Annotated in this window: 6 protein-coding genes and 1 pseudogene; 3 read left to right on the top strand and 4 right to left on the bottom strand. The window is 67.8% G+C overall.

What is annotated here, in order from left to right:
• Window positions 1-196 (top strand): annotated as a pseudogene (locus tag A33M_RS12160) (SDR family NAD-dependent epimerase/dehydratase); the annotation flags it as partial.
• Window positions 197-244: 48 nt separating this feature from the next.
• Here A33M_RS12160 and A33M_RS12155 read toward each other — a convergent pair.
• On the bottom strand, window positions 245-1,126 hold the full coding sequence (locus A33M_RS12155) for a tetratricopeptide repeat protein (protein ID WP_008387473.1): 882 nt from the start codon (window positions 1,124-1,126) through the stop codon (window positions 245-247).
• Between the two features lie 444 nt (window positions 1,127-1,570).
• Between A33M_RS12155 and A33M_RS12150 the strand changes: the two genes are divergently transcribed.
• A complete protein-coding gene (locus A33M_RS12150) occupies window positions 1,571-3,040 on the top strand; it encodes a DEAD/DEAH box helicase (protein ID WP_008387471.1) in 1,470 nt (489 codons plus the stop codon).
• 313 nt (window positions 3,041-3,353) lie between these two features.
• Window positions 3,354-4,421, top strand: coding sequence for a GGDEF domain-containing protein (locus tag A33M_RS12145; protein ID WP_008387469.1), 1,068 nt, complete (start codon window positions 3,354-3,356; stop codon window positions 4,419-4,421).
• Between the two features lie 94 nt (window positions 4,422-4,515).
• Here the strand turns inward: A33M_RS12145 and A33M_RS12140 are convergent, their stop codons facing one another.
• From A33M_RS12140 to A33M_RS12130, 3 genes are all read right to left on the bottom strand, one after another.
• Window positions 4,516-4,899: a HesB/IscA family protein gene (locus tag A33M_RS12140; RefSeq protein WP_008387468.1), complete on the bottom strand. Its 384-nt coding sequence runs from the start codon at window positions 4,897-4,899 to the stop codon at window positions 4,516-4,518.
• 122 nt (window positions 4,900-5,021) lie between these two features.
• The gene (locus A33M_RS12135; RefSeq protein ID WP_008387467.1) at window positions 5,022-5,441 is read right to left on the bottom strand and encodes an SUF system Fe-S cluster assembly protein; all 420 of its coding nucleotides are present in this window, start codon (window positions 5,439-5,441) and stop codon (window positions 5,022-5,024) included.
• The gene (locus A33M_RS12130) at window positions 5,438-6,682 is read right to left on the bottom strand and encodes a cysteine desulfurase (RefSeq protein WP_008387466.1); all 1,245 of its coding nucleotides are present in this window, start codon (window positions 6,680-6,682) and stop codon (window positions 5,438-5,440) included. The genes A33M_RS12135 and A33M_RS12130 overlap by 4 nt, the downstream gene beginning before the upstream one ends.
• Window positions 6,683-6,838: the final 156 nt, after the last annotated feature.

The raw sequence follows: 6,838 nt of genomic DNA, 5'->3' as shown, positions 1-6,838 counted from the left end.
GCTGGCGGAATTGGTGATCCGGCTGACCGGCAGCCGCTCGAAGATCGTCTACGGCCCCCTGCCCGCCGACGACCCCAAGCAGCGCTGCCCGAACATTTCGCTCGCCGGCGAAAAGCTCGGCTGGGCACCGACCGTCTCGCTCGAGGACGGCCTGAAGCCGACCATCGCCTATTTTCGCAAGATCCTGGAGCTGTGACGCGCAGGCGAGGCCGGCGGCACGGCGCCGCCGGGGCCTCGGCGCCGGTCACTTCGAGCGCAGGCGGCGCAGGCTGGAGCGAACCTCGGCGTCGCTCGGATCGGCCGCGACCACCCGCTCGAGATCGGCGATCGCGAGATCGGTGCGGCCGCGCTTCTCGTTGGCGAAGCCACGCCAGGCGAGCGCGTTGAAGGCGTTCGGCTCGAGCGCCAGCGCCTGGTCGAAGTCCTTCACCGCCGCATCGTAGTCGTGCAGCACGAGGCCGGTATAGCCGCGACCGACAAAAGCGAAATAGCGATCGCCGGGCCGGTCGAGCGGCGTGCGCAGCGCCCGCGTGTAGTCGTCGCGCGCCTCGGCATAGTGGCCGAGATGGACATAGGCCTCGGCCCGCGCGATCAAGACACGGCCGTCCTCGGAATCGAGCCGCAGCGCCTCGCCATAGCTCGCGACCGCCCGCTCGTGGTCGCCCATCCGCGCCTGCACCCGCCCGACGGCATACGGAAACACCGCCTCGCGCGGCGCCAGCCGGGCGCCGGCGACGAAATCCGCCACCGCATCGGCATAGCGCTGGTGGCGCAGGTAGAAATAGCCGCGATCGGCATAGAGGCTCGGCTCGACCGGGGTGATCGCCAGCGCCGCGGTGAGATCGGCCTCGGCGCGCTCGACGTCGCCGACGCGCTCGTAGATCGTCGCCCGCATCTTCAGCACCGAGCGCCGGTCGGCGCCCTCCGGCAGGAGGCGCTGAACACCCTCCTCGTCGATCACGGCGCCCTTCTGCAGATCGGTCGTCGGATCGTTGCGCGGCGCGCTGAGCTGGCGGGTCAGCGCCTCCGAGAACGAGGCGGCGACGGCCGGCGGAGCGGCGGCGACGAGGCCGAGCGAGACGGCGAGGACGACGGACGCGGAGACGGCGGGGGGCCGAGCACGCATGGACGGATACTCCTACTGCGGAGATCCTAGCCGGAAACCGTCACTCGGGCATGCACGAAGTGGAAACAATTCGACCCGTTCTCAGAGACCGTTTGGACACGCATTGCGCGGGTCGGCGCGGCCCTGCCCGCCCGCGCCGGGCGTGCCGACAACCGCCGGACGAGCACGGCGAGACCCGCCAACCGGCCCTCCGGCGGGCCTGCCGCCGGCACATTCTGTCGAGAAGTTCCGAATGCTCGCGCCGCCGTGACGAAGAAATGACGGAAATCCGCGATATTTACTTAACTTATCACGGGTGAGAGCATTGACTTTGCACGGCATCCCATTATGTTGGCGCCAGACGGTTCGCCGTATGTTCGACCGCCCATCCCGCACAATCGCCGTCACGGCGTCCGACATCGGATTACACGGCCGGGAGTTCGGGGCGTTTATCTTCGAGGATCCATGTCGTTTGACCAGCTCGGCTTGTCCGAAAAAGTTCTCGCGGCGGTAAAGTCCGCCGGCTATACATCGCCTACGCCGATCCAGGAACAGGCCATCCCGCACGTGCTCGCCCGGCGAGACGTTCTCGGCATCGCCCAGACCGGAACCGGAAAGACGGCGGCCTTCGTGCTGCCGATGCTCACCCGCCTCGAGCAGGGCCGCGCCCGCGCCCGCATGCCGCGCACGCTCATCCTGGAGCCGACGCGCGAGCTGGCCGCGCAGGTGGAGGAGAGCTTCCAGCAGCTCGGCGTCAATCACAAGCTCAACGTCGCGCTGCTGATCGGCGGCGTCTCGTTCGGCAACCAGGACATGAAGCTGACCCGCGGGGTCGACGTCCTGATCGCCACCCCCGGCCGGCTGCTCGACCACACCGAGCGCGGCGGGCTGCTGCTCACCGGCGTCGAGCTTCTGGTGATCGACGAAGCCGACCGCATGCTCGACATGGGCTTCATCCCGGACATCGAGCGCATCTGCAAGCTGGTGCCGTTCACCCGCCAGACGCTGTTCTTCACCGCCACCATGCCGGCCGAGATCCGGCGCATCACCGAGCAGTTCCTGCACAACCCGGTGAAGGTCGAGGTCGCCCGCCCCGCCACCACGGTCGACGCGATCACCCAGAGTTTGGTCAAGTGCGGCCGCGAGGCGCACGACAAGCGCGAGGTGCTGCGCAAGCTGATCCGCTCGGCGGAGGGCTTGAAGAACGCCATCGTCTTCTGCAACCGCAAGCGCGACGTCGCGACGCTCTATCGCTCGCTGCTGCGGCACAAGTTCTCGGCGGTCGCCCTGCACGGCGACATGGACCAGTCCTCGCGGATGGCCGCACTCGACCAGTTCCGCAAGGGCGAGGTGGCGATCCTGGTGGCCTCCGACGTCGCCGCCCGCGGCCTCGACATCCCCGACGTCAGCCACGTCTTCAATTTCGACGTCCCCCACCACCCCGACGACTACGTGCATCGCATCGGCCGCACCGGCCGCGCCGGCCGCACCGGCACCGCGATCTCGATCGTCTCGCCGTCCGACCAGAAGGCGATCGGTGCGATCGAGAAGCTGATCGGCCGCACGATCGAGTGGCAGGGCACGCCGCCGGTGGTCGACGAGCCGTTCGGCCCGCAGGAGCCGGTGCGCATGGGCGCCCGGATGCCGAGCCGCGGCGGCCGCCGCGCGCGGTCGTCCGGCGAAGGCAAGCCGAACGAAGCCAGATCCGGCGAAGGCAGGTCCAGCGAAGGCAAGTCGGGCGAAGGCAGGTCGGGCCGGGAGACGGTTGCCGCATCGCCCAAGGCGGCGAGCGCCGGGGGCGGCAAGTCCGGAACCAACGTGACCCCGCTCGAGTCCGCCCGCCGCCGTCAGGCCGCCCGCGATCCCTCGGACGACATCGAGTCCTACCTGCCGGCGTTCCTGCTGCGGCCGATCCGCGTCAAGGCCAAGGCCTGAACCTCCCTCTCGCTCGGCGCGCCGGCCTCACGGCGCGCACCGTCCGTCCGCCGGCCCGGGACCTGCCCGCCGGCGGATTTTCGTATGGCTAGACCGCTGCACCGAAGCCGGTAGCATGATGCTTCTGCACATGTTTTGTGCGGTATCACGGCGCGGATCATCCGTGGATTAGTCCGAATCCTCGCCCTTTCTGCATAGTTCTTCCCCCGAGTGTTTACGGCAAATTTAACCGCCGGGTTTACGGTTTGGCTGACGACCGTGATGCGCCGAACGAGTTTGGCGGTCGTCGGCCCTGACGGCCGGAGCGGAGCCGATGACCAGCATACCCGACGACTACGATCGCACCGCCGCATTCGCCAAGGTCGCCATCAACCAGCTCGAGGCGCTGCGTCAGCCGGCGACACCGCGCAATTACGAGATCTGGTACCATTATGCCACCGGTTACAACGCGTCGCTCAACGCGGTGATCAACGACCGCCTGGCGCGCTTCGGCTCCCTGTCCAATGCCGAGGTCGACCGCATCCATGCCGAGTTCTTCGCCCCGGCCCGGCTGGGCGATCAGCTCGGCTCGATCGGCAGCAAGGTCATCAGCAAGATCGATCAGATCATGGCGGTGATCGACGCCGCCGTCGGCTCGACCTCGCGCCACAAGGAGAGCCTGGCCGACATGTCCGACCAGCTCGGGCACGCCGAGAACGGCACCGAGATCAAGGCGATCCTCACCGGGCTGATCCAGACGGTGAAGGAGATGGAGGATTCCAACCGCGCCCTCGAGCTGCGGCTCGGCGATTCCAAGGCCGAGATCGCCAAGCTGCAACAGAGCCTCGACGAGGTGCGCAGCGAGAGCTTGACCGATCCGCTGACCACGCTCGCCAACCGCAAATGCTTCGACGACGCCTTCGCCCGGCTGGTCGAGCAGGCGCATCTGCGCGACGAGGCGCTGTCGCTGATCCTCACCGACATCGACCATTTCAAGCGGTTCAACGACACCTACGGCCACCTCACCGGCGACCAGGTGCTGCGGCTGGTCGCGCTGTCGGTGAAGCAGAACGTCAAGGGGCAGGATCTCGCGGCGCGCTACGGCGGCGAGGAGTTCGCGGTCCTGCTGCCGGACACCACGCTGCGCGCCGCCCTCACGGTGGCCGACCACATCCGCCGCGCGGTGATGAGCAAGGAGCTGATGAAGCGCTCGACCAGAGAGTTGCTCGGCCGGCTGACCATCTCGTGCGGCGTCGCGACGCTGCACCCCGACGACACGGTTCAGAGCCTGATCGAGCGCGCCGACGCCTGCCTCTACGCCGCCAAGCACAACGGCCGCAATCAGGTGGTGTGCGAGACCGACCCGGAAATCTCGCCGGTGGTCGAGATGCAGATCGCCTGACGGGCTCGCGCCCGCCGCGACGTTTTTCTTTCGGGCAGTCTTTCCGGGTCGACCTTTTCCGGGTGGTCTGTCGGTCCAGACCTCGGCCGGCGGATCATACGGCGCGGGCGTCCGCCGCCTCGGCGGGCCTGATCTCGACCGACTCGCCGCAGCCGCAGGCGGAAATCTGGTTCGGGTTCGAGAACACGAAGCCCGACGACATCTTCTCGGTCTTGAAATCCATCTCGGTGCCGAGCAGGAACAGCACCGCCTTGGGGTCGATCAGGATGCGCACGCCCTTGTCGTCGACCACCTCGTCGCCCGGCGCGACGGTGTCGGCGTAGTCCATCGTGTAGGACATGCCGGCGCAGCCGCCCTTCTCGACGCCGATCCGCAAGCCCGCGATCGGCTTGTCGGTCTTGGCGATGATCTCCTTGATCCGGGCCGCCGCCGCGTCCGTCAGCCGGATCACCTGCGGCTTCGGCCTCACGCTCGCCATCACACGTCCTCCTGCACGTTCATCGCCTCACCTGCCGCCCGTGTCGCCCGCACCCGCGCACCTGCCGCCGCCCTGCCCCGGCGCCCTGCTCCCGCGTCGTCGCAGAAAAGCGCCGAGCGACGTCACCACATGTTCAGGACGACGCGCGCCTCGTCGGACATCCGGCTCGGGTCCCACGGCGGATCCCAGATCACGTCGACCGTCACCGGGCCGACCCCGGCCACACTGGCGACGGCGTTCTCCACCATCGTCGGCAACTCCTGGGCGGACGGACAGTTCGGCGTGGTCAGCGTCATCTCCACGTCGACCGCCCGGTCGTCGTGAATCTCGACCTTGTAGATCAGCCCGAGCTCGTAGATGTCGGCCGGAATCTCCGGGTCGTACACGGTCTTCAGCGCGGCGACGATCTCGTCGGTCAGCCGCTGCACCTCCTCCGGCGGCAGCGCCGGGGCACGATGCGGCCGGGCCGTCTCGGCGGGGTTCGGGCCGAAGGCGGTGTCGGTGTCGTCCTCGACCGCCTTGCTGCTGACGTCGTCGCTCATGCGAACAAATCCTGCGCCTTGATCAAAGCCTCGGCCAGCCGGTCCACCTCCTCGCGGGTGTTGTAGAGACCGAACGAGGCGCGGCACGTGGCCGTGACGCCGAACCGGGCGAGCAGCGGCATCACGCAATGGGTGCCGGCGCGCACCGCGATACCGGACCGGTCGATGATGGTCGCCACGTCGTGCGGGTGGGCACCCTGCAGCTCGAACGACAGGATCGCACCCTTGTCCTTCGCATTCCCGAAGATACGCACCGAATTGATCTCGCGCAATCGCTGCTCGGCGTACTTTAGAAGGGTTCGCTCGTGCTCGCGGATGCGCGCCTTGCCGATCGACTGGACGTAGTCGATCGCCGCGCCGAAGCCGATCGCCTGAACGATCGCCGGCGTGCCGGCCTCGAACTTGTGCGGCGGATCGCCATAGGTGATGCGGTCCTCGCTCACCTCGCGGATCATCTCGCCGCCGCCGTTGAACGGCGGCATCGCCTCGAGATGCTCGTGCTTGGCATACAGAGCACCGATCCCGCTCGGCCCATACACCTTGTGCCCGGTGAGGACGTAGAAATCGCAGTCGAGCGCCTGCACGTCGACGTCGAGATGCACCGCGCCCTGCGCTCCGTCGATCAGCACCGGCACGCCGTGCGCATGGGCGATGCGCACCACCTCGTCGACCGGCACCACCGTGCCGAGGCCGTTCGACATCTGCGTCACCGCGACCATTTTGGTGCGCGGACCGAGCAGCTTCTCGAACTCCTCGAGCAGAAAGTTGCCGTCCTCGTCGACCGGCGCCCACTTGATCACGGCACCGTGCCGCTCGCGCAGAAAATGCCAGGGCACGATGTTGGAGTGGTGCTCCATGATCGAGAGCACGATCTCGTCGCCCGCGCCGATCCGCTCGCGGCCGAAGGTTTGGGCGACCAGATTGATCGCCTCGGTGGCGTTGCGGGTGAAGACGATCTCCTCCGCCCGGCGCGCATTGACGAACGCCCGCACCTTGTCACGAGCGCCCTCATAGGCCTCGGTCGCGGCATTGGCGAGGTAATGCAGGCCGCGATGGACGTTGGCGTACTCGCTGGTGTAGGCGGTCGTCATGCGGTCGAGCACCGCCTGCGGCTTTTGAGCCGAGGCGGCGTTGTCGAGATAGACGAGCGGCTTGCCGTAAATCTTCATCGCCAGCGCGGGGAAATCCTCGCGGATGCGGGCGACGTCGTAGGAGCCGTTCTTCACTGCCGGATGTGTCATCTCTGCTGTCCCGCACGCGGCGCTTTCGGCGCTCGCAGCGTATTGCGCTGAAGGTGCCCCATGCTCCGCTCGTTCCCGCTCGAGCGGGAACCCAGATCGTTCCTGTCGCGCCGGGTCCCCGCCTTCGCGGGGACGAGCGGAGTTTCGGGTCGATCG

The organism is Rhodovulum sp. PH10 (genome assembly GCF_000293785.1).
In the GTDB taxonomy this organism is placed as follows: domain Bacteria; phylum Pseudomonadota; class Alphaproteobacteria; order Rhizobiales; family Xanthobacteraceae; genus Rhodoplanes.
The sequence above is the reverse complement of the archived record's forward strand: the minus strand, read 5'-3'. Positions and strand labels throughout refer to the sequence as shown.